This is a genomic window from Tateyamaria algicola (assembly GCF_047715485.1).
Classification (GTDB): domain Bacteria; phylum Pseudomonadota; class Alphaproteobacteria; order Rhodobacterales; family Rhodobacteraceae; genus Tateyamaria.
Window position 1 is genome coordinate 3,216,711 of record NZ_CP180422.1, and the last position, 22,394, is coordinate 3,239,104.

Below are 22,394 nucleotides of genomic sequence, written 5' to 3' on the forward strand. Positions count from 1 at the left end.
AGGCTGTCACCCCGCGTGAAGGCTGCGCTATAGACCGGTTTCGGGGCCGTGAAAAGCCGGAAAATACGCGGTTTGGGGCTGGACCGTGCAGGGCTTGCGTGTCACCGCTGGGCCATGCGGATTTTGAGCGATCTTTTTGCGTCCCGCCGGGCGCTGGCTGGCTTTGTCGTCGTGGGCTTTGGCTGGGCCGCGTTTTCGGCGCAAATGCCTGTGATCAAGGCGCAAGTGGGTGTGGGCGACGGGTTCTGGGGCACGCTTGTCCTTATCGGATCCACGGGGGCGCTGATGGCGATGTGGCTTGCCCCCCTGGTCTACCGCCTGATCGGCCGTTGGGCGATGATCGCGGGCGCTGCGGGCATGGTTGCGGGCTTTGTACTCGCCGGGGCGGCGCAGACCCCGATGGCGATTGGTATCGCGCTGTTTCTGGCCGCAGGCGGGTCGGGTGTGACGGATGTGCTCGCCAATACCGAGGTCAGCGAGGCCGAGGCCGAAACGGGCCGCAGTCTGATGAACCTCAACCACGGCCTGTTTTCTGTCGCTTATGCGGTGGCTGCGGTGCTGGTCGGGGTCGCGCGCGAGGGTGGATTTGGGCCCGTTGCGGTGTTTGCGGCCATGGCCGTGGCGGTCGCAGTGCTTGTGCCGTGGATGGTGCTGCCGCAGCGGGCGGCGGAAGAGGACGATGCGCAGGACGCCTCCGGCATGCCCCGCCTGCTCGTTTGGGTGGGTGGCTTGGTCGTCTTGTCCGCCTTTCTGGGCGAGGCTGCGTCCGAGGGCTGGTCCGCGCTGCATGTTGAACGCACGCTTGGCGGTGGTCCGGCCGAGGGCGCGCTTGGGCCTGCATTGCTTGCCACGGGCATGGCCACGGGGCGGCTGGGTGCCCACGTTTTCGGGGCAGGCTGGCCGCCGTTCCGGGTCATGGTGCTGGCATCCTGCATCGCGGGTTTCGGCCTGATGCTCGCAGGGGCAGCGCCCAGTTTGCCTGTGGTCTATGCCGGGTATCTGCTGGGCGGTCTGGGCGTGTCTGTCGTCGGTCCGCTGGCGCTGGGTCTGGTCGGCCAGGCGGTGCGCCCAAAACACAGGCTTGCGGCCATAAGCCAGGCTGCGGCGCTGGGATATGCGGCCTTTTTCCTCGGGCCGGTCATCATGGGCTATGTCGCCGAAGGCTTTGGCCTGCGCGCGTCTTTCTACGTGATCGGCGCAGTTATGTTCGCAGTCGCCGCGATCCTGCTGCCCGCTTGGGCACGCATGTTGGAACGCCGCGTATACGCGCGTGCATCTTCTGACTGAACATACCACGGGGTCTGGGGCAGAGCCCCAGCCGGTTGCCGCGACGTGGCGCGGTGAAAACCTTACTGCCAGCGCCCCTCGAAATCCTCGGGCACAAGCAGGTTGTGCCGCCCCAGATCGCCGACTTGCGTCTCACCGCACAGAGCCATGGTCGTGTCGAGTTCCTTGTGGATCACGTTCAGCGCTTCGGTCACCCCCTGTTGGCCCATCGCGCCGAGGCCGTAGATGAAAGCGCGGCCTATATAGGTGCCCTTGGCCCCCATCGCGATAGCCTTGAGCACGTCCTGCCCGGACCGGATGCCCCCATCAAGATGCACCTCGATCTGATCGCCAACGGCATCCAGGATTGCAGGCAGGGCTCGGATCGAGCTGAGCGCCCCGTCCAGTTGCCGTCCCCCGTGGTTGGACACGATGATCGCATCCGCCCCCACTTTGAGCGCCATCTTGGCATCCTCGGCATCGAGGATGCCTTTCAGGATCACCTTGCCGCCCCATTCTTCCTTGAGCTTAGCGACCTTGCCCCAGTCAAGTGACGGGTCGAACTGTTCGGCTGTCCATGCGCCCAGTTGCGACATGTCCGATACCCCGTGCACATGGCCGACAATGTTGCCGAATTCGCGCCGCTTGGCCGACAGCATCTCGATCCCCCAACCCCATTTGGTGGCGAGGTTGGCCAGGGTCTTGGGTGTCAGTTTGGGCGGGGCCGACAGGCCATTCTTGATGTCCTTGTGCCGCTGACCGAGGATTTGCAGATCAAGCGTGATGACAAGGGCCGAGCAATTGGCATCCTTGGCCCGCTGGATCAGGCGCGAGACGAAATCCTCGTCCTTCATCGTATATAGCTGGAACCAGAAGGGGGCATTGGTAAAGCCCGCCACATCCTCGATCGAGTTGATCGACATGGTGGACAGGGTGAATGGCACCCCGAACTTCTCTGCTGCACGGGCCGCCTTCATCTCTCCATCCGCGTGCTGCATGCCGGTGAGGCCGACGGGGGCCAGGGCGACGGGCATTGCCACGTCCTGCCCGATCATCTGGCTGGCCGTGCTGCGCCCGGTCATGTCGACAGCGACCCGCTGGCGCAGGCGAATGTCGTCAAAATCCGAGGAGTTGTCGCGGAACGTCTGCTCGGTCCAGCTGCCGGATTCGCAGTAATCGTAGAACATGCGGGGCACGCGCCGATGATAGATGCGTTTGAGGTCGTCAATATTGGTGATGGTGGGCACTGCGTTACCTCGCATATTGGTCAGGTTTGGTTACCAATTCGCCGTGTTGCGATCAACATTCTTTTTTCATCCCGTTAAAAGGTACAATATTGTACTTGTTTGGTGCGAAATCGCATTATATCAGCGTATGTAGTTCGACATTGCACCATATGGAGGCCCTTCATGACATTGACCCGACGCAAAACCCTCGCCCTGCTTGGTGGCGGCAGCATCCTCGCCGCTGGCGGCGCTGCCGCCTATTCCGTGACCCGCACCCCCAAACCGCGCTGGCCCCTTGGGCGATGGCTGGCACCTATACCGAGCCGCGGATGCGCGCGCTCAGCTATGCCATCCTCGCCCCCAACCCGCACAACCGACAGCCTTGGCAGGTCGATCTGCGCAAGGACGCAGAAGTGACGCTGCGCGTGGACACGGAGCGTTTGCTGCCCCACACCGACCCATTCAGCAGGCAGATCGTTGTTGGTCTGGGGTGTTTCCTGGAACTGATGACACTGGCAGCGGCGCAAGACGGGTACGGCATTGAACTGGAACTGTTTCCTGATGGAGAAGACCCCAAGGCCCTCGATCAGCGCCGCGTGGCTGTTGCACGTTTTGTTGAAGGCGCAGCAGAGCCTGACGTAGGCCTGTTTGCCCACACCATGGCCCGCCAGTCGCTGAAGGAACCCTATGATACAGCGCGCCCCGTCGCAGACACGGTGTTGGATGAGATCGCAGCATCTGTCACCCGTGGCAGCACAGTAGACAGCAGCAACGATCCCGATCTGGTGGCAGCCTTGCGTTTGCTAACGGTGCGCGCCTTTGAAATCGAGTTCGAAACGCCGCGCACTTACAAGGAAAGTGTCGATCTGTTTCGGATCGGGCACCGCGAGGTGGATGCCAACCCCGACGGCATCGACTTTACCGGGCCCACATTCGAAACCCTGCGCATGACCGGCCTGTTCAGTCGCGAGGCGGCGATGGACCGCGCGGGGATGTCCTATCAGCAGGGGCTGAGCCAGATCACCGAAACGGCGATGACCGGCATGGCCTATGTCTGGCTGACGACGGAGGGAAACACACGCGGCGATCAGATCACGGTAGGCCGCGACTGGTTGCGCCTCAACCTCGCCACCACAGCCGCCGGGCTGGGCATGCAACCGATGAGCCAGGCCTTGCAGGAGTTCCCCGAAATGTCGGGCCTTTATCAAGAGGCACATCAGATGCTGGCGCCCGGCGGCGGAACCGTGCAAATGTTGGGCCGATTGGGATATGGCACGCCCGTGCCGCAAAGCCCGCGTTGGCCCTTGGAAAGCAAGATCGTGCATGCATGACCAAAACCCCGCCGTGTTCTTTGAAGTGTTCAATGAAATCGGCATCATCGAACAACTCAGCCGCGCCATACTCGAGGCGCGGCTGCCCCACGGGTTGATTGCCCCGCATTTTGCGGTTCTGAACCATCTCATCCGGGTCGGCGACGGGCGCACCCCGATCGAGATGGCCCGCGCCTTTCAAGTGCCCAAGACGTCAATGACGCACACGCTCAAAGGGCTCGAGGCTCACGGGCTGGTGGACCTGCGCCCGAACCCCGACGATGGACGCTCCAAGCGGGTTTGGCTGACCGAGAAGGGGCGCGCACTGCGCAACGATGCCATTGCGGCCCTTGGGCCGGACTTTGCGCAACTGGCGCGCGATTTCGACATGGAGCGGTTGGCGGGGATCACCCCCGTGCTGCGCGACCTGCGCATCTACCTCGACAAGGCGCGCGACACCTGAGCCTCATGCATTGCCCTTGGCCCGGCTGCGCGGTAGATGGCGCGCCATGACAGAACGCCCTCATCGCAATTTCTATGGCCGCCTCAAGGGCAAAACCTTGAAGGACAGTCAAAAGACCTATCTGGCCGAGGACCTGGCCGACCTTACGCCCGGCCTCGTGTCTTGGGACGAAAACCCTGACCGCGCCCCACTCGACCTTGATGCGTTGTTCGGGGGCAAGCCTGTGTGGCTGGAGGTCGGTTTCGGGGGCGGCGAACATCTGGTGCATCAGGCCGCCGCAAACCCGGATGTGGGGATCATCGGGGCAGAGCCCTACATCAACGGCGTTGCCATGTTGCTGGGAAAGATCCGGCGCGCCGGGGTCAGCAACCTCGCCGTGCATCCCGGCGACGCGCGCGATCTGATGGACGTCCTGCCCGAAGCGGGCATTGCCCGCGCGTTCCTTCTGTATCCCGACCCGTGGCCCAAGGCGCGTCACCACCGCCGCCGCTTTGTCACGCCCGAACATCTTGAGCCCTTGGCCCGTGCCATGCAGCCCGGTGCCATCCTGCGGGTCGCCACGGATATCCCCGATTACGTGCGCCAAACGCTCGAGGAAGTGCCGCGCGCAGGCTTTGACTGGCTGGCAGAGGGGCCACAGGACTGGCGCACGCCGTGGGATGACTGGATCAGCACCCGCTATGAACAAAAGGCGCTGCGCGAGGGGCGCGTGCCGCATTATCTGACGTTCCGGCGGCGCTGACCTCTCTGCGGTAGATTTCGCGCGTGGACACCCCGCAGGCCCTTCGCTATCACCCACGAGCGACAACAAAGGGTACAGTTCTCATGTCCAGCCACGGCGATCCCATTCCCATGACATCCGCGGCGTCTGGCCCGCTTTCGGGCACGGCGGATGTGCCCGGTGACAAGTCGATTTCGCACCGTTCCCTGATCCTTGGGGCGATGGCCGTGGGCGAGACCACGATCAACGGGTTGCTGGAAGGGCAGGACGTTCTGGACACGGCCAAGGCGATGCGCGCATTCGGGGCCGAGGTGACGGATCACGGCGGCGGCAAGTGGTCGGTTCACGGTGTCGGCGTTGGCGGTTTTGCAGAGCCGGATCAGGTGATTGATTGCGGCAATTCAGGCACCGGCGTGCGGCTGATCATGGGCGCCATGGCGTCCTCACCGATCTCGGCCACGTTTACGGGCGATGCGAGCCTGAACAAACGACCCATGGCGCGGGTGACCGACCCGCTCGCGTTGTTTGGCTGTCAGGCGGTTGGCCGCTCGGGCGGGCGTTTGCCCATGACGCTGGTCGGCGCGGCAGACCCGGTGCCTGCCAATTACACTGTGCCTGTACCGTCCGCACAGGTGAAATCCGCCGTCCTGCTCGCGGGGCTGAACGCACCGGGCGACACGGTGGTGATCGAAGCCGAAGCGACACGTGACCATACCGAGCGGATGCTCGCAGGCTTCGGTGCCGAGATCAGCACAGAGGTCACCAATGAGGGGCGGGTGATCACCCTCAAAGGTCAGCCAGAGCTGAAGCCGCAGCATATCGATGTGCCGCGCGATCCGTCCTCGGCTGCCTTTCCCGTTTGCGCGGCCTTGATCGTGCCCGGATCGGATGTGCTGGTGCCCACAATCGGACTGAACCCGACACGCGCCGGGCTGTATCAGACACTGCGCGAGATGGGTGCGGACCTGACATATGAAAACGAACGCGAAGAGGGCGGCGAACCCGTCGCTGACCTGCGCGCCCGCTTCTCGCCCGACCTGAAAGGGATCGAGGTGCCTGCCCACCGCGCGGCGAGCATGATCGACGAATACCCTGTGCTGTCGGTGGTGGCCGCCTTTGCCAAAGGCAAGACGCATATGCCGGGCGTGAAAGAGTTGCGGGTCAAGGAAAGCGACCGCATTGATGCGATGGCCGTGGGCCTGCGCGCGGCCGGTGTTACCGTCGAGGATGGGCCGGACTGGTGGACTGTTACGGGTCTCGGCCACGGCAACGTGCCGGGTAGTGTGACCTGCGCCAGCCATCTCGACCACCGGATCGCCATGGCATTCCTTGTGATGGGCATGGCGACGCAAAAACCCATGTCGGTCGACGATGGTGGCCCGATTGCCACGTCTTTCCCGATTTTCGAGCCCCTGATGGCACATCTCGGGGCCAGCCTGAGCCGCACCTGATGGATACGACGCAGCCCTTTACCGTGGCCATCGACGGGCCTGCCGCTGCTGGCAAGGGCACCATTGCCCGTGCAGTGGCAGAGGCGTTTGGTTTTGCGCATCTGGATACCGGGCTGCTGTATCGTGCGGTCGGGGCGCAGATGCTGGCCGGGCAGAATCCTGTCGAGGCTGCGCGCGCCCTCAGCCCAGAGGCGTTCGAGGATGCCAGCCTGCGTACCGCCGAGGTCGCACAAGCTGCCAGCAAGGTTGCTGTCATTGCAGACGTGCGCGCCGCGCTGCTTGATTTTCAGCGCGCCTTTGCCCGCAGGGCAGGTGGTGCGGTTCTGGACGGGCGCGACATTGGTACGGTGATCTGCCCGCAGGCCGAGGTAAAGCTGTTCGTGACGGCCTCACCCGATGTGCGCGCGCAGAGGCGTTTTGATGAGCTGACCGCGCGCGGGCACGCACCGATGTTCGAAGACGTCCTCGCGGATGTCAAAGCCAGGGATGCGCGCGACAGCGACCGTGCAACGGCCCCGCTGAAGCCTGCGGATGACGCGCATGTTCTTGATACATCAAAGCTGAGCGTCGAGGATGCTGTCGCCAGCGCCATCGCACATGTGAAAGCGACGCGCGCCGTTTAGGCCGCGTGTGCTCCGTCAGACAAGGTTTTCACGAAGGCCAGCACGTCAGCGACGCTGTCGCCTGCACCAATTCGGCTGACGATGGCAGAGCCCACAACGGCCCCGTCAGCCACGGATGCGATCGCCTTGGACTTTTCCGGCGTATTGATGCCAAACCCAACGATGATCGGCAGGTCGGTGGCCGCCTTGATGCGCGCAACCTCAGGGCCGACATCCGTGGCCTCCGCCTCTGCCGCGCCGGTGATCCCAGTGATGGACACGTAATATACGAAACCGGACGTGTTCTGGAGAACACGGGGCAGGCGGGTGTCATCCGTGGTCGGTGTCGCCAGGCGGATAAAGTTGAGGCCGGCGGCCTGCGCGGGAATGCACAACTCGCTGTCTTCCTCCGGGGGCAGGTCGACAACGATCAGACCGTCAATGCCTGCCTCCTTTGCATCTGCAAGGAACTGGTCGACGCCGCGCGAATAGATCGGGTTGTAGTACCCCATCAACACGATGGGCGTCGTGTCGTCCTCTTCCCGGAAGGCGCGGGCGAGGTCCAGCGTGCGCTGCAAGGTCATTCCCGCCTCGAGGGCGCGTTGACCGGCAAGCTGGATGGTGGGGCCATCGGCCATCGGATCGGTGAAGGGCAGGCCAAGTTCGATCACGTCGACACCCGCACCCGGAAGGCCGCGCACGACCTCAAGGGATCGATCATAATCGGGGTCACCGGCCATCACGTAAGCCACAAATGCCTTGCGCCCCTGCGCGGCCAAGCTTGCGAATTTTGCATCGATCCGGGTGGTCATCGCTCTCTCCGTCCTAGTCCGTTCCCACCTGCCTCAGAGGCACGGGAAAGGCAAGCGTCCTCAGAACGAGAAATGGTAGCGTAGCGTATAGGTGTTCATGCCCGGATTGTCGGTTGCGAGGCTGGCATTGGACTTGTGGGTCAAGGCAGCCGAAATCGCCCGTCCATTGTCGAACTGATAGCCCACGCCCAAAAGCGAGCGGATTTCGAAAGCAGAACCGAGGTCATTGCCGTCGGTGCCCGCTTGGAAAAGACCGGGCATGACGCTGTTGTCGATGAACCAGCCGCTGGCCCATTGCCACCGTGTCCAGATGCCGCCGCCGATAAACACGTCGCCTTCGGCAGAGACGCTGGCATTCGCGGCCCAGGCCACGGACATCACGCGACGCTCAATGAACGGGCGATGGCGATACTCGATATCGCCCAACAGGCTGTCGCTGCCCTGATCGCCGAAATCCGTTGTCCCGACACCAATTGCCAGCTCTTGAGCGCTGAGGGTGACTGGGGCGAAAACTGAAAAAACAAACAATAGTGTTGCAACACAAAAACGAGTCATGCGGTTGCTCCTGCATGGTTGGTTGATCATGGAAGACGCTTGGCGCGCGGGACGAAATGGCCCGTCACCGATTTTTGCGAGTGTTTATGGTGAGTTGCAAATCACAATTCACAAAACTTCTCGGAATGTCACCGACTTGCACCTATCTGCGGTCCTGCTAGAAGCGGCGCAAACGCATCGGAGAGAACGTCATGGGCTTTAAAATGGGAATTGTTGGACTGCCGAATGTAGGCAAGTCGACCCTGTTCAACGCGTTGACGAAAACGGCGGCCGCACAGGCGGCCAACTTCCCGTTCTGTACGATCGAGCCCAATGTGGGCGAAGTGGCCGTGCCCGATGCGCGGCTGGACAAACTGGCGGCCATCGCATCATCCAAGCAGATCATCCCGACCCGCATGACCTTTGTCGACATTGCGGGCTTGGTCAAAGGCGCGTCCAAGGGGGAGGGGTTGGGCAACCAGTTCCTGGCCAACATCCGCGAAGTCGATGCCATTGCCCACGTGCTGCGCTGTTTCGAAGATGGCGATGTCACCCATGTCGAGGGGCGTGTGGACCCTGTCGCGGATGCCGAAACCATCGAAACCGAGTTGATGCTGGCCGACATCGAAAGCATTGAAAAGCGTCTGCAAAACATCGTGCGCAAGGTGCGTGGCGGCGACAAGGAGGCGGTGCAGCAGGAACGCCTAATGCGCATGGCGCTGGAAGCCCTGGAAGAAGGCAAGCCCGCCCGCCTGGTCGAAGTGGACGCTGATGATATCAAGGCCTGGACGATGTTGCAGCTTTTGACCACCAAGCCAGTGCTCTATGTCTGCAACGTGGGCGAGGCCGAGGCGGCTGAAGGCAACGCGCATTCCGCCGCCGTGGCCGCGATGGCCTCCAATCAGGGCAACGCGCATGTGATCATCTCGGCCCAGATCGAGGAAGAGATCAGCCAGTTGGAGCCCGACGAAGCCCAGATGTTCCTCGAGGAAATGGGATTGGCCGAGGCGGGCCTCGATCGTCTGATCCGGGCGGGTTACGAATTGCTGCACCTCGAGACCTATTTCACCGTGGGCCCGAAAGAGGCGCGTGCCTGGACGATCGCGTCCGGAACCTCGGCACCCAAGGCTGCCGGCGTCATTCACGGCGATTTCGAAAAGGGCTTCATCCGGGCCGAAACGATTGCCTATGACGACTTTGTCACGCTGGGCGGTGAAGGACCCGCCAAGGAAGCGGGCAAAATGCGCGCCGAGGGCAAGGGATACGTGGTGAAGGACGGCGACGTGCTGCACTTCCTGTTCAACACGTAAGCATTTCGGCGGCTTTTGAAAAACGGCGTTGCGCGGGTGTTTCATTCCGGTGTGGCAAGCACTTATCGGCAACAACCTATGTGTCGGCAGTGCGCCGCGTGCCAAGAAAACACCCGTTTCTCCTTTTGCCCTTGTCCTTGGTATTCGCTTTCGGCTAGAGCGGTCGGCGGAGACGTGGCCGAGTGGTCGAAGGCGCTCCCCTGCTAAGGGAGTAGGCCCGGAAGGGTCTCGAGGGTTCGAATCCCTTCGTCTCCGCCACCTACCATCTTCATTTTGTTCTGTTGGTGCTGTATAGCCTCTTATGGGGCTGTTTTTGTCGATTTATCCGCATTCATTGTTGCGTTTCATTTCTCTTCGATAAAACTCGTTTCTATTCATTGCGTGGTAGAACACGTGATGTTTTGCGGCTGCTCCTAGCGGAAAGCTGACGAAGAATCTCGTCCGAACCCTCGGTCCCGAACGCGAAGGTGACGGATGCGGCTTGTACCTTATTGTTGATCCATCAGGTTCCAAACGCTGGATTGTTTGCATGACCACGAAGGGGCAGTCCAACCGCGGGGGCAAGCCACTGCGAAGCGACTTTAGCCTCGGCGGTGCAGACGTTGTCACACTCAACGACGAGCGGGTTGGGCAGGGCGCGATCTGCGCGCCGTGGCCATCAGCACCAGAAAGTAAGCGCCGCCGATCTGTGCGGCGATCAATCCTGCCGGCAACTGAATCGGAAAGAACAGTGTGCGCCCCAGCCAGTCCGAAAAGATCATGAGCGCGCCGCCGATCAAGGCTGCGGCGATGGTTTGTTTGCGTGTCGTACGGGCGCCCAGGACGCTTGCGATATGGGGCGCGAGCAGGCCGACAAAACTGATGGGCCCCACAAACGCCGTGACAAGGGCTGCAAACGCACAGGCGTTCGCCATGATGAGCGGCCGCGCCCAACGCACGGACAAGCCGCGTGCCATGGCGATGCCGTCCCCCGCCGACAAAAGCGTCAACCAGTGTGACATTGCCATGACGGGAATGCTCAACACAGTGACCGATACGGCCAGCCACACCGCGTCTGCAGCGGCAACGTGGTAGGTCGAGCCGCCCAACCATCCCAGAATGGCAAAGGCGTCGGCGCTGCCCGTGGCGAGAATGAAGCTGACGAACGCATCAAGCATCGCGCCGATGGAGATACCGACCAAGGCAATGGCTGCTGGCGCGTAGCCGTGCCTGCGGCCGATCAGCAGTAACAACACCAGCACTGTCAGACTGCCCAGAAAGGCTGTCAGGATGCTTGCGCTCTGGATCGAGCTGCCCGCAAAAGCCGCCCACGCCACCAATGCGAATGTCGCGCCGCCTGAGATGCCCAAAACCTCTGGGCTTGCCAGCGGGTTGCGGATCAGCCTTTGCAGCATCACACCGCAGATAGCCATCCCAACCCCCGCAGCAAAGCCGGACAGGATGCGGGGCCACCGAAATGACCACGAGAGCGGATCAGGGAGGTTGAAGCGCCAACCGCCGCTATCGGGGGACACAGCAACGGCCAGCGCAAGCGCCAGGCAGAGCGCTGCGACAAGCCCGGCGATCGTTCCTGCGGACATACGCTTGAACCCGGTGGGCAGGAGAAAGACCTGATGATCATGGGCCGACAGCCGCCGCCGCGCCAACAAAACGAGGCAAGGTGCGCCGATCAAGGCGGTCGCGGCCCCGGTGGGCACCAGATCGCGGGTGTGTTCGCTCAGCTCCAACGCGACGGCGTCGGTGCAAAGCAGCAAGACCGCGCCCAGTATCGTGCTCATAGCCAGTTCAGACGCAGGGCGGCGTGCTCCGAGTAGCCGCGCCAGATTGGGGCCGAGCAGACCGATGAAGCCGATCATGCCGACAGCCGTCACGCTGATCGCGGTCAGAAACAGCGCAAGCGTAGCCGTCATCAGAAGAAACGGCCATAGGGCAAGCCCTCTCGCACTGGCATGTCGCGACCCGACCCGCATAAGGGCGAGGCCGCGCAGCGCCAGTAATGCCAGCCCCATGGTCACGAGCACGCGTGGCCACAGCCACATGACCCATCCCCAATCCATTTGCGTCAGATTTCCGGCACCCCAGACAAACAGATGCCCAAAATAGGGACTGTCGATCAGCAAGATCATGGATGCGATTGCCCCGAATAGAAGATTTACTGCCATGCCCGACAGGATCGCGGGGAGGCCGGATAGCCCTTTGATGCCGCCGATTGCCAGCACCAGGCCCAGTGCAGCGAACGCGCCTGTCAGGCTGACCCATTCGCCGTGGCTTTCCACTACCGAAGGGATCAGCACCGTCCCCAAGATCATGGCCAGCCACGCACCTGAGGAAACACCAAGTGTAAGCGGGGACGTCAGCGGGTTCTGGGTCATCTGCTGTATCAGACTGCCAGAAAATCCTAGTGCGGCCCCGATCAGAATGGCGATACTCAGTCGGGGTAATTCGGCAAACAGGAAGCGAACATCGTTGAAGTCAACAGGATCTGCGCCCCGCAAAAGTGCCAACATCCGATCGACCGGCACGGTCCAAGCGACCAGCAGATGCAGCAAGATCGCAAATCCGAAAGCCGCGCAGAGGATTGTCCAAACGCGCTGTGGGTTGCCAGACTGCGCGACAGCGTCGTGGGTCAAGGTTTAGGGGCCCTTGGGATCAAGCGTTGTCAGGGCATCGGCAAAGGCATCGGCCATATACCCGACCGAAAAGGCGGATCCAAATGTCCACACTGGGCGGGACACAGCGAAGTGGCCAGCCTGAACAAAAGGCATGAACTGCCACATCGGTGAGGCGAAGAGGTCACCGGGCTGGGCGAACGGATCAATCTGCAGCACGATGGCTGCGTCGAACTGGGCGAGGTCTTCCACCGACAATTGCCGAAACCCCCAATCAGAAGAGGTGCCGGGTGCGGCGTGTTGCAACCCCATGCCGTCAAGCGCCGCCTTCGCCATGGAGTTGGTGCTATGCAAACGTGCCGTCGTTGGGGTCAGCAGGCGGATCGGCGCAACAGGTGGTGGCACATCAGCAAAATGCTGTGCGACCCGTTCACCGGCGGCCTTCACCTGCGCATCCAGCGCGTCAAGCCGCTCCTGTGCCAGATCGTCCTTTCCCCAAAGGGCGCCAAGCCTGAGGTATGTATCGCGGCTGACTGCGTAATTGTCCTGCCCCGCATTGAAGCTTTCGAAATGCGCGACAGGTGCGATGCGTTCCAGCCTTGGGATCAGCATGTCCTGCTCGTCGGATATGATGATCAGATCAGGGTCCAGCTCGGCGATGCGTTCCAGGTTGGGTTCATTGCGCAACCCGATCTCGACCGCCGTTTCCGGCAGTTCCGGTTGCACGACCCATGTGCGGTAACCGGCCATGTCGGTGATGCCCACCGGATCCACATCAAGCTTGATCAGCAGTTCCGCAATCGACCAACTAAGCGCAATCACGCGCTCCGGCGGGGTGTCAAAGGTCTGGATGCCACGGCTGTCGGCCAGCTCTGCGGAATGACCGGATGAGGCAAACACCAGACAGGCTGCGATTGTCAAAAAACGGATATGCATAGGTCCTCGCTCAGGCGACCACGGCGTGGCGGCGGCCTGTGTTGTTGTCTTTCAAAAGCGCCATTTCGACGCCGTAGAGATCTTTGAGAAGGCTGGGCGCCATAAATGCCTCCGGGGCGCCGTCAAACATCAACTGCCCGGCCTTGAGCGCAATGATACGATCCGCAAAGCGCGTGGCGACATTGACGTCATGCAAAACGATGATGATCCTTTGAGCGCGCTCATCGGCCAGTTGCCGCAAAAGACCCATCACCTCGTTTACATGGGCGAGGTCCAGCGCGGCCGTCGGCTCATCCAAAAGCAGTATCGGTGCGGATTGCGCCAAGAGCATTGCGATCCAGGCGCGTTGCCGTTCGCCACCCGAAATCTCATCCGTCATATGATCTGCAAGCGACCATGTTGAGGTTTGATGAAGGGCGGTATCGACAATGTCGTAATCCTCCTCGGTCCATCGACCGATGGCGCCGCGCCACGCAAAACGACCCAGATTGACAAGTTCGCGGACAGTCAGGCCAGCGGCGGGCGGAAGCCGTTGTGGCAAGTAGGCAATCTGGCGGGCCAACTGCATTTGCGACAGTTTAGACACAGGCTGACCGTCAAACAGGATCGTTCCGGAGGTCGGGCGGCTCTGGCGGGCCAGAAGGTCCAACAGCGTTGATTTGCCCGAGCCGTTATGGCCCAGAATGACGGTGATCCCGGGCCCGCCGATGCCGAGGTTCGGCACCTGCAGCACTAGATGGCCGTCATAACGTTGCTCAATGCCGCACAGCCTGAACATCTTAGAAATACGATGTCAGCGTCAAAACAGCGGTTCGCCCTTCGCCGATGTAGCACGACCCTGAGCCGCAGAAGGTGACGTGGGACTTATCGGTCAGGTTGCGCACTGACAGGGTGACATCAAACACATCGCCCTCATAGCCGAGCATTGCGTCATACAGGGTATAGGACGGCGTTTCGGTGGTGTCCGTTCCGTCCTGTTTGGCGCCGGTGTATCTGACACCGCCGCCGACCCTCCATCCTTTGAACGTGCCGGCTGAGGGTGCGTATTCCAGCCATAGTGACGCAAATTGATCCGGGACGTTGGCAATGCTGAAGCCGTCTTCGTTCTCGGTTTCCTGAAATGTCAGCGCCGCATCAATCAGCAGGTCGCCGAAGGTGTGTTTCGCCTCAAGTTCCAGCCCTCGCGAAGATGCCTCGCCGGTTTGAACCTGATACCCCGGATTGTCTGGGTCCGTCACCGCCAAGTTGGAGTTTGTCAGATCAAATGCTGCAAACGAAAACAACGAATTGGTGCCCGGCGGCTGATACTTCAGGCCCACCTCATATTGCGTGCCGCGCGTGGGCTCGAAGGCATTGCCGTCGACATCTTCGCCCACGACCTCTTGCGAGAAGCTTTCTGAATAGCTGGCATACGGGGCCAGGCCATTGTCGAAATTATACAAGACCGCCGCGCTACTGGACCAAGCACTGTCGCTTGCCGAAACGGCATCCGTGCTGAAGGTCGCTGTCTCTTCGCTTGTTTCGATCCGACCAAACCGCAGCCCCGTGTCAAGATGCAGGCGACCGTTAAAGGTCGCGCGGTTTTGGGCATATACGCCAACCTCTTCAATGGTGTTGGCCGGGGTATCGGTGACAGTGATGTCATTGAAACCGGCATAGACCGGGTCGAAAGGATCAATTGACCCGACCTGCGTGCCATAGCTGGTGTCACTGTCATAAACGCCGCGCAGGTAAGAGACCCCGACAAGCGTCGTCATCTCAACCCGGCCGAGCGTGTATTCCCTGCGTGCCTTTGCATCCGCTACAAACGAACGCATCTCATTTTCCGCCCGGTAGAAAGTGCGGTTGATGGTGCCGTCATCATTGTAGCGGAAATTGGCGAAGTTATCGAACGCCCACCACGCGTGCTGGTAGGTGGAGCTGCTTTCGAGATAGCGCAGTGACGCATCAAGAGACCAGCCATTGTCGAGTTGGTGGTCCAGCATCACGGTGATGCTGCGTTGTTCGCTATTGTATTTGTCAAAGCCCGGCTCGCCGATAAACAGGCTGTCAGGCAGAAACTGGCCATTTGGCGCAGGCTCAAGTGTCCCCCACTGGGACGCGAATTGCAGCAGCGGGCTTGTTTCGGTGTTTTGGTAGTTCAGCAGCACCTTCAGCTCGGTGGCATCATTGGGTTTCCAGCTGATCGAAGGGGCAAGCGCAATGCTGTCATCGCGGCTGTAGTCGACTTGGGTCTTGCTGTCGCGCAGCAACCCGACAAACCGGTAAGACAGGCTGCCGCTCTCATTCAGCGCACCTGATGTGTCCAACCCGATTTGCGCACGATCGTGAGAGCCGAATTGTAGCTGCACGATGTCATCCGATGGCGTCCCCGCAACCTTTGATCTGGTGTTGACGATCCCACCGATGGAGCCGTTGCCGTAGAGCGCCGAAGCAGGTCCCTTCAGTACGCTGACATCTTCGAGCAGGAAGGTTTCAGGCTTGGTGTCGTTGTAAAACCCGTATCGCGACAGCAATCCGTCATGATAGGTCGTCGGCTCGAAGCCGCGGATGTAGCTCCAGTCGGAGCGGTTGTCCAAACCCCATTGCCCGGCGGTTATCCCTGCGGAGTACTGCAACGCTTGCTCGACATTTGTCGCGCCACGTCTAGTGATTTGTTCCTGATTGACCACCGTGACTGATCGCGGCGTTTCGATAAGAGGCGTTCCAGTCTTGGTGATCTGCCCGGAGGTCTGCGGAATGGACGCGCTGAACGCGCCGCCCTCTGCCTCTCGATCGTTTTCAACAGTGATCGGATCAAGCTCGATCACATCCTGCGCTGTTGCTGCGTCCGTCAGAGCTGCCAGTGCGGCAATAAATGAGATACATCCCGATTTCATGGAGGCGTCCTTGCTGTAAAGTACCGGGCGCCTTGCGTACAGCTGGGATCGTGCCTGACGGTCAGCTACCAATTCATAGTAAAACAGTCAACAATATATCACGGGTTGTTTTGCCCAATAGGCTGACGCGTAAGAGGACGTCCGATCCAGCCCCCAATCGGTACGAAAGAGGGCGCGCATACGGACTGCATCGGACTTTTCACCCGCGAACCATGCGAAGATGTCTTGTTGGTCTACACGGCCTCTTGCCTCGACAAATTGGGCTGCCGTTTGCCCCTTGTTTCGATCACACCATTCCACAGCAACCCCGGTTGATGCCTCAAGCTCGTCGGCATGCGCGCGGTGATAGCTTGCAAGCACCACAAAGGCGGGGCTACCTGTCAGGCGGTTTGACAGAATACGCCTCATTCCGGGCAGGGCGGTTTCATCCCCTGCGATCAGCAGTCGTTTTGCATCGGGGAACCAGCCACCCCCGGGCCCGGAGATGCCAACCTGTTGTCGCGTGTCGCTGCCGGTCAAAAGGCCCTCGGCCCACTGACATGTCCGACCGCCCTTGTGGATGAACACGTCGAACTCCAGCCAACCCGCATGCGGGTCGATGCGGGTGATGGTGTAGACTGGCTGATGCAAGGCGGATGCTCCGCCAGGCCAGCATGTGCGGCCGTCAGACTGCACATGGGGCCAGACGATGGGCTGTTGGCTGTCCGGGGGCAGGGCGAGCCGAAAGTGGAGGCCGGTCGTAGCGAACGGGGCAAGGTTTTGGCCCGCCAGCCGCACGGTTAGAAAATCGGGGGCTGCGTGTCTGACATCTGTCACCTCTATGATCCGGAAGTTCGGGGGCAGCGCACCAACATCTGCGACTTCAGTGCCAATCCAGCGCGGCGGCGCGGCATCAGGAATACCTGCCAAGTGATCGAGGACAGCCTCGCGCAGCATATACAAATTGGCAGGGACAGAGGCGGCAAGACTTACGATGAGGGCATGAGGCCTGGCATCAAGTGCGATGGTTCCGATCCCGGCATCAGCGATGCGGCTGCCATCCGCATGTGTCGCAAAGATCAGATCATGCTCCAACGCATGAGTGCACAAGGCCTGTATCAACGCGGCAGGGTTTGGGTGCTTCACCTCCGCGCGAAGCTGCGGTTTTACGGCGTCAGCGTCGCGGGCTTGAGTGATCATGACAGGATCCTTTTCGTGAAAGCGTGCATCAGCCGCTGAACTGGATCGGCAGGCTGAATGTGTAGCTTGCCTCCTCCAGTCCGGCGGGCGCATTGGGGAATCGGCGGGCGGTGGTGACGGCGCGGACTGCTGCTTGATCCAAGGCGGCGTTGCCGGAACTGCGGCGCACGGCGACGCTGATCAAGCTGCCGTTCCGACCGACAGTGACAGACACGACCGTCTGCCCCGACACGCCGTCTGCTTGGCGCGGATAGCGTTTGCGCCGCTCAATCGTTGCCCGGATTGCGCCACCCCACGCCGCGGTCAAGGATTGGACCTGGGCGGGGTCGCGTGTGGCTGTTTCTGCCAGCCGCTCTGACCCTGCCGCTGTGCCGCCACCGGAGCCTGCGGCACGCTGTCCGGTCGACGCGACAGAGGCCCGTTGTCGCGGTTGTTGCGGGCGCAGCGCCGGACGCGCCGTTTTGGTCGGTGCTGTGGATGCGACCTTCGGTGCAGGCGGCGCGGGTGGCTGCGTATCGACAACGGGTGCGCTTGGAGCTTGGTCGATCGGGATCGCCAAAGAGGGTACATCGGGTAAAGATGACGGTGCCGATATCTCAGGCATGGTCTGAGCTGTGTTTTGAGACACGTTTGGCGGTTCCGGCAACTGTATCTGTTGCGGTTCAGCCACCTCGGGAGGCGTCTCCCATGCCTCGACCAAGGCCGCGACCTGAGCGTCGGACGCCTCCAGTGACACGGTCGTGTCCCCGCTTGCGCCCGACGCGTCCGCCCCTTCGGTCGGTGGACGCAGACCTGCGACGACCAAGTGCCCCAGCAGGGCGAAAGCAGTGAATGCCAATAATTCGGCGGCCCGTCTCATGGTGCGACCGTTGTCAGCCCGATATCGCTGAAGCCCTGCACTGCGAGCTTTTTCAGAAGTGCTGCGACGCGGGTTGCAGGAACCAGCCCGTCCGCGCGCAGTTGAAGCGACGGGGACGCGCAGTTCTCTGCCGCGCAGGACGCGTCGCGCGCCTGGATCAGCGCAGCAATGACGGCATCATCCGTTCCAATCACCTGATCGAACCCCAATTGACCCGAAGCGTCTAGATAAAGCGTCAGGTCGCCGTCACCGTCCAGACCGGTCTCAGCCTCGGGTGGAGTGACGTCGAGCGTTTCCGGCGGTGCAATTTGCGATGTCATCAGGAAAAAAATAAGCAGAAGAAAAACCACGTTGATCATCGGGATGATGTTTTCAGGCATCTTGCGTCGCTGCGGTTGCTCAAAACGAAACGGGCTCATTCGACCAAGACCAACCTGTCGAACCCGGCCGCTGTCAGTGTTTCGATGATCGCAACCACGCGTTGAAGGTCTGCCTGCTCGTCCGGCCGCAATACTACGATGTCGTCGCCGCTGTCCGTCAGGTCCGCTACCGCATCGGGTAACGTATCTTCTGCCATATCAATGCCGTTGAGGCGCAGTGTGTCTGGGCCGATCTCGACCAAGCGGGGCGGACCGGAGTAAGGCGCGGAGCCGCCAGAGATATTCAGCGGAACAAGCTGATCCACCCCGAAACGGGAAGCCAGCATGAAGAAGACCAGCAGCAAAAAGACCACATCAATCATTGGCGTCAGGCTGGGTTTGCGCACCTGCCGCCGAGGGTCGAAATCCGCTTTCATTCCACTGCTCGGAGCGCGTTTTCTGGTTGGGGTGTATCTTTGGCCACCGGGCGCAGGAAAATCCGCGTGGCAGCGTCCTCAAGCTCGTGGCGTAACCTGTCGGCCACGCTCTCAAACCATGTCAGAGCCATGGATGCCGGAATGGCCACGGCCATGCCGGCAGCGGTTGTCAAAAGCGCCTCCCAGATGCCGCCTGCCAGCGTTGCGGGATCGGCGCGGCTGCCTGCGTCCTGCAACGCCTGAAAGGCAGCGATCATACCTAGCACCGTGCCCAAGAGGCCCAGCAGCGGCGCAATGGTTGCAATCAGTTCCAAGGGCCGTAGCCCCGCGCGCGCCTTGGTCAGCAGGGCTTTCGCGACGCGACCGGTTTCGGCCTCGGCCCCCGGCTGATCGAGGGTGGGGTCGCGATGCGCTGTCATGGCAGAGAGCACAAGGGATGCGCGGATACTGCGCCGCCCCGCAAGAAGAGCTTGGGCGTCCGACATCTGACCTTGTTGCCAAAGATCAAGAGCCGCAGTTGTTCTACCCCCGCCGGACCACGCGCCAAGCAGCAACAAGCGCCATATTTTCCATAGGATAACGGCCGTGGTCACCACAGAGAGCGCTGTAATGGCCCAGATGGCCACCCCACCGGTTTGAAGAAGTTCGAATGCGCGCGAGGTGCTGTTTTCAAGAAAAGACGATCCGAGGTCCATAGCCATGCCCTATAAGTCAATGGCTGGCCAGCGGCTTGCTCGAGGCTAGCTTGCATTACCAACTATTTTTGTCAAGTTTGATTTCCCGGCTTTCGGGCAGAAGGCCCATTCGATTTTGGTGACTCTAAGGTCAGAGTTTCCACTCGAACCCGACAGCCTTTTCCGACACATCCCAGAGACGGGACATGACAGCTTTGTCATGCGCGTGAGCGTTCAGTGTCCCTTTGCCGACCGGGCCAACCGCTTCCATCCGACCCGTCGGACCGTAGAGGGCCCGTTGCTCGGTTAGGGCCTTTTCGGTCGCGCACATGACCTCGGGGTATGACCCTTGTTCCGCAGTCTGCACCATCGGTGTCTTGGTCATCAGCCACCAGATGAAACGCATCGTGCGGCTGCCACTTGTTGTGATCAGAGACGTCGCCGATGAGCCTGGATGGCAGACGAAAACCTCAACATCTTTGCGCCCAGCAGCGGCCAGCAGGTCCTGCAATTCGTAGGCGAACATCATTTGCGCCAGCTTGCTCTGCGAATAGGCGGTGTTTGCGCCGTAACCCTCTTTCCAGTTCATGTCGTCGAACTTGATTGTCTTGAGACCGAGGTTGTAGCCGAGGCTCGCGACGACCACGATCCGGCCTTTGCTTTCGGCGATGCGGTCAAAGAGCAGGCCATTGAGCAGAAAGTGTCCGTAGTGGTTGGTGCCAAGCTGGCTTTCAAATCCATCAACGGTCAGCTTACGTGTCGGCACCTGCGCGATGGCCGCGTTGTTGATCAGCGCGTCGATGCGGGGCACGGTTTTCAGAACCTCTTTGGCGGCTTGGCGCACGCTGTCCAGAACGGACAGGTCCATGCGGATAAAGCTCACGTCGGCTTTCGCGCCGAACTCGTGCTTCAGGTCCGCGATTGCCGCCTCTGACTTCTCGACAGAGCGGTTCAGCATGACCACCTTGGCGTTATTCATCAGAAGAATACGCGCAGCCTGGAACCCGGCACCGGCGTTGGCACCAGTGATCAGGAAGGTCTTTCCGGTCAGGTCGCCGAGGCGCTCGGGTGTCCAGCCTTTGGGTCCGAATGTGGCATGTGGCATCGTCTTGCTCCGTTTGACGTCGGCGCAGGGGCCGAGCTATATGCATTTCCATCTTCTAGATGCAGATAACTCTCATCTGAACGTACAAACAGACGGGATCGTCACGATTACTTGCCTGATTGTATCAAGATGGTTGCCAGCGTCGACGTGAAGCCAGTAGATTTCCGCCGTGAGCAAGGACCAGATCAAACAACTCATCGCAGGCCGAACGGCAAGGGACGGCCTGACGGAGACCGGCATCAAGGGCGTGCGGTTGTTTAGGGCGACGCAAGCAATCCCCTGTGTCCCGGCAGTCTACGAACCCTGCATCGTGGCCATCGTGAGCGGGGTAAAGGAAGCTGTACTGGATGGGCGGAGATATGAATACGACGACAGCCAGTATCTCTGCTGCCCGATGTCGATGCCCGTCAAGGCGGGAACGCCTGCGGCCTCGCGTGAAAACCCGCTCTACGGGGTCATGATTTCACTGGATCAGCGTGTGATGGCCGAAATCGCCATGGAGATGGAGAGTGCCGAAGGCGTCATGCCTGCGGCCACAGGAGCGTTGCGGGAGCCGGGGATCAGGCTTGCGAGATGGGATGCGGACTTCATCGAAGCGCTGCTGCGACTGCTACAGCTTGGGGACAGCAGGACGGATAGGGCTGTTCTTGCGGAAGCGCGATTGCGCGAGGTGCTCTATGCTATTCTCAAGGGAGAAGCAGGCGTCTTTGCCCGGCAGGCATTTGGTGCTGGCAACGCTATTGCACGTTCCATCGCGCATGTGGCGTCGAACCTGGATGCGCCAATCTCAATTGACGACATGGCACGCCGCGCAGGCATGAGCCGGGCCGTTTTCCATCGCAAATTCAAGCAGGTTACGACGATGGCGCCGATCCAATTCGTCAAGTCGATGCGCCTCAACCACGCCGCGATGAGAATTGCAGGCGGCATGAGAGTAAACGAAGCGGCGATGGATGTGGGCTATGCAAGCCCGTCCCAATTCAGCCGTGAGTTCAAACGCATGTATGGCCAGTCGCCGAAACAGTGGGGTGAGGCGCGGCACGTTCCAATGACTGTGAGTGCAGCAACATGACCTCTCGGAGAATGGCAGGTTTGGGCAGACTACTCCAGGGCCGCGGAGCATAACGGCTTTCCGGCTGTCACGCGACCGGGCATCAAACCGGCGCGCGCTTGGCCAAGTCCGCCACGGACACGCCCCTCAGTTCTTCCTCAAAAAGGTGGCGTGCAGCCGCCATGGCAGCTTTTGTTGCGTCCGTCGCTGCATGTTCAAGAAGACACGGAGACGAGGGCTCGGGCGCGCCGATCGCAAAGACGTTTGGCGAGCCGAGCGCGGTGTAGACATCCAAGAGGCTGATCTCAGCTGTCGAGCGCTGAAGGTGCCATCCGCCGCCATGGCCTTTCATTGATGTGACAAGCCCATGTTCGCGCAGCCCTCCCATGGTGCGCCTCACGAGCGAGGCGTCCATACCGAACATTTCCCCCATGCGCTCAGAGGTGACCGGTTCATCAATCTCATCGAGATGAAGCAAGATGTGTAGCACCCGGGGGAGCCTGTTGTCTGTTCTCATGAAGCGATTGTACTCGACATGAAGTCTCGTGACAATTGTTAGCACGAGAGATTGACATGGCATATCACGTGACATTAAAGATCACGTGATTTGA

The 22,394-nt window shown here is 60.9% G+C and carries 22 protein-coding genes and 1 tRNA gene; 9 read left to right on the top strand and 14 right to left on the bottom strand.

Translation table 11 applies throughout. The features are described 5' to 3' along the window. Positions 1-123 precede the first annotated feature (123 nt). Positions 124-1,287, top strand: coding sequence for an MFS transporter (locus ACMHLQ_RS18330; protein ID WP_415402134.1), 1,164 nt, complete (start codon positions 124-126; stop codon positions 1,285-1,287). Positions 1,288-1,349: 62 nt separating this feature from the next. Here ACMHLQ_RS18330 and ACMHLQ_RS18335 read toward each other — a convergent pair whose 3' ends face one another. Further along, positions 1,350-2,513: an L-lactate dehydrogenase gene (locus ACMHLQ_RS18335; RefSeq protein ID WP_415405315.1), complete on the bottom strand. Its 1,164-nt coding sequence runs from the start codon at positions 2,511-2,513 to the stop codon at positions 1,350-1,352. Positions 2,514-2,794: 281 nt separating this feature from the next. Here ACMHLQ_RS18335 and ACMHLQ_RS18340 point away from each other — a divergent pair, with 281 nt between their 5' ends. The 5 genes from ACMHLQ_RS18340 to ACMHLQ_RS18360 all read left to right on the top strand — a co-directional run bounded on the left by ACMHLQ_RS18340 (position 2,795) and on the right by ACMHLQ_RS18360 (position 7,060). Next, positions 2,795-3,823: an Acg family FMN-binding oxidoreductase gene (locus ACMHLQ_RS18340; protein ID WP_415402135.1), complete on the top strand. Its 1,029-nt coding sequence runs from the start codon at positions 2,795-2,797 to the stop codon at positions 3,821-3,823. Then, a complete protein-coding gene (locus tag ACMHLQ_RS18345; RefSeq protein ID WP_415402136.1) occupies positions 3,816-4,265 on the top strand; it encodes a MarR family winged helix-turn-helix transcriptional regulator in 450 nt (149 codons plus the stop codon). Before ACMHLQ_RS18340 ends, ACMHLQ_RS18345 begins: the two co-directional genes overlap by 8 nt. Before the next feature lie 46 nt (positions 4,266-4,311). Beyond that, complete coding sequence (trmB, locus tag ACMHLQ_RS18350) at positions 4,312-5,007, top strand: tRNA (guanine(46)-N(7))-methyltransferase TrmB (RefSeq protein WP_415402137.1); 696 nt, start codon at positions 4,312-4,314, stop codon at positions 5,005-5,007. Positions 5,008-5,090: 83 nt separating this feature from the next. After that, positions 5,091-6,437 (top strand): 3-phosphoshikimate 1-carboxyvinyltransferase, encoded by a 1,347-nt coding sequence (aroA, locus tag ACMHLQ_RS18355; protein ID WP_415402138.1) that lies wholly within the window; start codon positions 5,091-5,093, stop codon positions 6,435-6,437. After that, positions 6,437-7,060, top strand: a complete 624-nt coding sequence (locus ACMHLQ_RS18360) for a (d)CMP kinase (RefSeq protein WP_415402139.1) — start codon at positions 6,437-6,439, stop codon at positions 7,058-7,060. The genes aroA and ACMHLQ_RS18360 overlap by 1 nt, the downstream gene beginning before the upstream one ends. On the opposite strand, the gene trpA is transcribed toward ACMHLQ_RS18360, so the two are convergent. Together trpA and ACMHLQ_RS18370 are read right to left on the bottom strand one after the other, a co-directional pair. Continuing rightward, on the bottom strand, positions 7,057-7,851 hold the full coding sequence (trpA, locus tag ACMHLQ_RS18365; RefSeq protein ID WP_415402140.1) for a tryptophan synthase subunit alpha: 795 nt from the start codon (positions 7,849-7,851) through the stop codon (positions 7,057-7,059). The two genes, ACMHLQ_RS18360 and trpA, sit on opposite strands and share 4 nt — an antisense overlap. Before the next feature lie 60 nt (positions 7,852-7,911). Further along, the gene (locus tag ACMHLQ_RS18370; RefSeq protein WP_415402141.1) at positions 7,912-8,436 is read right to left on the bottom strand and encodes an acyloxyacyl hydrolase; all 525 of its coding nucleotides are present in this window, start codon (positions 8,434-8,436) and stop codon (positions 7,912-7,914) included. A 161-nt stretch (positions 8,437-8,597) separates the two neighbouring features. Between ACMHLQ_RS18370 and ychF the strand changes: the two genes are divergently transcribed. Both ychF and ACMHLQ_RS18380 read left to right on the top strand, forming a co-directional pair. Next, positions 8,598-9,695 carry a redox-regulated ATPase YchF gene (gene ychF, locus ACMHLQ_RS18375; RefSeq protein ID WP_415402142.1) on the top strand — a complete coding sequence of 366 codons (1,098 nt, stop codon included), beginning with the start codon at positions 8,598-8,600 and terminating at the stop codon, positions 9,693-9,695. Positions 9,696-9,863: 168 nt separating this feature from the next. Beyond that, a tRNA-Ser gene (locus tag ACMHLQ_RS18380) sits at positions 9,864-9,953 on the top strand. Between the two features lie 353 nt (positions 9,954-10,306). Here the strand turns inward: ACMHLQ_RS18380 and fhuB are convergent. The 10 genes from fhuB to ACMHLQ_RS18430 form a co-directional block, all read right to left on the bottom strand. Further along, the gene (gene fhuB / locus ACMHLQ_RS18385; protein ID WP_415402143.1) at positions 10,307-12,325 is read right to left on the bottom strand and encodes a Fe(3+)-hydroxamate ABC transporter permease FhuB; all 2,019 of its coding nucleotides are present in this window, start codon (positions 12,323-12,325) and stop codon (positions 10,307-10,309) included. A 3-nt stretch (positions 12,326-12,328) separates the two neighbouring features. Beyond that, positions 12,329-13,204, bottom strand: coding sequence for an iron-siderophore ABC transporter substrate-binding protein (locus ACMHLQ_RS18390; protein WP_415402144.1), 876 nt, complete (start codon positions 13,202-13,204; stop codon positions 12,329-12,331). A gap of 46 nt (positions 13,205-13,250) precedes the next feature. Then, a complete protein-coding gene (locus ACMHLQ_RS18395; protein ID WP_415402145.1) occupies positions 13,251-13,964 on the bottom strand; it encodes an ABC transporter ATP-binding protein in 714 nt (237 codons plus the stop codon). Positions 13,965-14,019: 55 nt separating this feature from the next. Continuing rightward, the gene (locus ACMHLQ_RS18400; RefSeq protein WP_415402146.1) at positions 14,020-16,119 is read right to left on the bottom strand and encodes a TonB-dependent siderophore receptor; all 2,100 of its coding nucleotides are present in this window, start codon (positions 16,117-16,119) and stop codon (positions 14,020-14,022) included. Between the two features lie 87 nt (positions 16,120-16,206). Then, complete coding sequence (locus ACMHLQ_RS18405; protein ID WP_415402147.1) at positions 16,207-17,298, bottom strand: SIP domain-containing protein; 1,092 nt, start codon at positions 17,296-17,298, stop codon at positions 16,207-16,209. A 28-nt stretch (positions 17,299-17,326) separates the two neighbouring features. After that, complete coding sequence (locus ACMHLQ_RS18410) at positions 17,327-18,157, bottom strand: energy transducer TonB family protein (protein ID WP_415402148.1); 831 nt, start codon at positions 18,155-18,157, stop codon at positions 17,327-17,329. Continuing rightward, positions 18,154-18,537, bottom strand: a complete 384-nt coding sequence (locus tag ACMHLQ_RS18415) for an ExbD/TolR family protein (RefSeq protein ID WP_415402149.1) — start codon at positions 18,535-18,537, stop codon at positions 18,154-18,156. The genes ACMHLQ_RS18410 and ACMHLQ_RS18415 overlap by 4 nt, the downstream gene beginning before the upstream one ends. 35 nt (positions 18,538-18,572) lie before the next feature. Continuing rightward, the gene (locus ACMHLQ_RS18420) at positions 18,573-18,953 is read right to left on the bottom strand and encodes an ExbD/TolR family protein (RefSeq protein ID WP_415402150.1); all 381 of its coding nucleotides are present in this window, start codon (positions 18,951-18,953) and stop codon (positions 18,573-18,575) included. Next, positions 18,950-19,438 carry a MotA/TolQ/ExbB proton channel family protein gene (locus ACMHLQ_RS18425; RefSeq protein ID WP_415402151.1) on the bottom strand — a complete coding sequence of 163 codons (489 nt, stop codon included), beginning with the start codon at positions 19,436-19,438 and terminating at the stop codon, positions 18,950-18,952. Before ACMHLQ_RS18425 ends, ACMHLQ_RS18420 begins: the two co-directional genes overlap by 4 nt. Positions 19,439-19,778: 340 nt before the next feature. Then, a complete protein-coding gene (locus tag ACMHLQ_RS18430) occupies positions 19,779-20,732 on the bottom strand; it encodes an SDR family oxidoreductase (protein WP_415402152.1) in 954 nt (317 codons plus the stop codon). Between the two features lie 169 nt (positions 20,733-20,901). On the opposite strand from ACMHLQ_RS18430, the gene ACMHLQ_RS18435 reads away from it, so the two are divergent. Continuing rightward, positions 20,902-21,804: an AraC family transcriptional regulator gene (locus ACMHLQ_RS18435; RefSeq protein WP_415402153.1), complete on the top strand. Its 903-nt coding sequence runs from the start codon at positions 20,902-20,904 to the stop codon at positions 21,802-21,804. 82 nt (positions 21,805-21,886) lie between these two features. On the opposite strand, the gene ACMHLQ_RS18440 is transcribed toward ACMHLQ_RS18435, so the two are convergent. Then, positions 21,887-22,300: an RrF2 family transcriptional regulator gene (locus ACMHLQ_RS18440; protein WP_415402154.1), complete on the bottom strand. Its 414-nt coding sequence runs from the start codon at positions 22,298-22,300 to the stop codon at positions 21,887-21,889. Positions 22,301-22,394 lie beyond the last annotated feature (94 nt).